Below are 1679 nucleotides of genomic sequence, written 5' to 3'. Positions count from 1 at the left end.
GTTAGCGTAAAGTTATTGTAGGAAAAAATAAAAAAAGAAAGCACCCTTTTGTGATAATATAAGTTTGACAAAACAAATAAAACAAAAGGATGGTGCTTTCTTATGTATGATAGTATACTACATTTTAATGAATTTGGGGTAAAAATTTTAGAAAAAATAATAAAAACATTTATAGAAGACAAAACACAAACTATCGGAGATTTAGTAAACATGCTGAATAAACCGTTACAAGAGCTTCAATGTAATATAATTTCTGAAGTACTGGAATTAATAGATGAAATATACAGAAATGATATTTCAAGAAAAAAGAATTGGAGCATAATAAGAAAAGATAGCAATAGCTTTATGACAACATGTGGAGAAGTTAAATATAAAAGAACATATTTTAAATCAAAGAAAACAGGAGAAAGAGACTATTTAGCCGATAAGGCGGTTGGCATAAATAGTCACATGAGGATAAGTGATGATGTTGTTGTTAAAACATTAGAAAATGTTGCTGATAATAGTTATAGATTAAGTGGAGAAAATGCAACGAATACAGATGATATAATTAGCAAGCAAGCGGTATTAAAGCAAGTTCATGATTTAGAAATACCTGAGGTAAAAAAAGTATGTACAGAAAAAAGAAAAGTTAAAGTATTGTACATAGATGCAGATGAAGATCATGTATCACTTCAGTTTAGTAACAAAAAAGGTGACTTAAAAAAAGATAAGAATGGAAGAAAACAAAATACCATAATGCCAAGGCTAGTATATGTTTACGAAGGTATTGAAAAAGAGACATTGAATGGAAAAAGAAATAAATTAATAAACAAACATTACTTTGGAGGAGTGTATTCCAAACCAGAAGATTTATGGCAAGAAGTAGTAAAGTATATAGACGAAAACTATGATGATGAGGTATTAGAAAGAATTTATCTATCAGGAGATGGTGCATCATGGATAAAAATAGGCATAGAAATGATTGGAGCAAAGTGTAGATTTGTACTAGATAAATACCATCTAAACAAATACATAACACAAGCAACAAGCCACTTAGGAGAAATGAGAGAAGATTTTAAACAGTCAATATTTGATGCATTTAGCTTTGAAAGTAAGATGGATATAAAGAAAATATATAAAGACATATTAGACTTAACCTCAAATGAGACTAAGAAAAAAGCAGTTATAAAAAGCAAAGAATATATATTAAGCCAATGGAATGGAATTATCATAAAAAATGATGACGAGTGTGCAAGAGTGGGATGTAGTGCAGAAGGGCATATAAGCCATATATATTCAGCTAGAATGAGTTCTAGACCACTAGGATGGTCAAAAGTAGGAGTAGATAAGATATCAAGACTAAGAATATATAAGGCAAACGGAGGAAAGATACGCAATTTAATAGGATACAAGAAGAAAATAGAAGAAAGAGAAATAAAAGAAGCAATACAGAGAAAAGTAGATAAAGAAATTAAGAGAAAAAGAGAGAAATACTTAGATGTATGGAGAAGTGATACAACAGTATCTGAATCTGGTAAAATCAGTGGTTTATATTATTCATTAAAAAAATTAAGGGGAATATGTGGATAAAAGAAATAAATTTAAAAAAATATGATATACTCAAATCAGTACATTTCTTGTAATATCACAAGGGGATTTTTCTGTCCTTATATTTCCTACAGTAAATTAACGCTATC

Annotated in this window: 1 protein-coding gene; it reads left to right on the top strand. The window is 28.9% G+C overall.

The window, feature by feature from the left end; all coding sequences use genetic code 11:
- The first annotated feature begins 102 nt into the window (after positions 1-102).
- Positions 103-1572, top strand: coding sequence for an ISLre2 family transposase (locus tag AYC61_RS20470; RefSeq protein WP_066507747.1), 1470 nt, complete (start codon positions 103-105; stop codon positions 1570-1572).
- Positions 1573-1679: the final 107 nt, after the last annotated feature.

Origin of the sequence: Abyssisolibacter fermentans, assembly GCF_001559865.1 — a bacterium.
GTDB lineage: Bacteria > Bacillota > Clostridia > Tissierellales > MCWD3 > Abyssisolibacter > Abyssisolibacter fermentans.
Note: the sequence above shows the minus strand (reverse complement) of the source record. Positions and strands in the feature narration are given on the sequence as shown.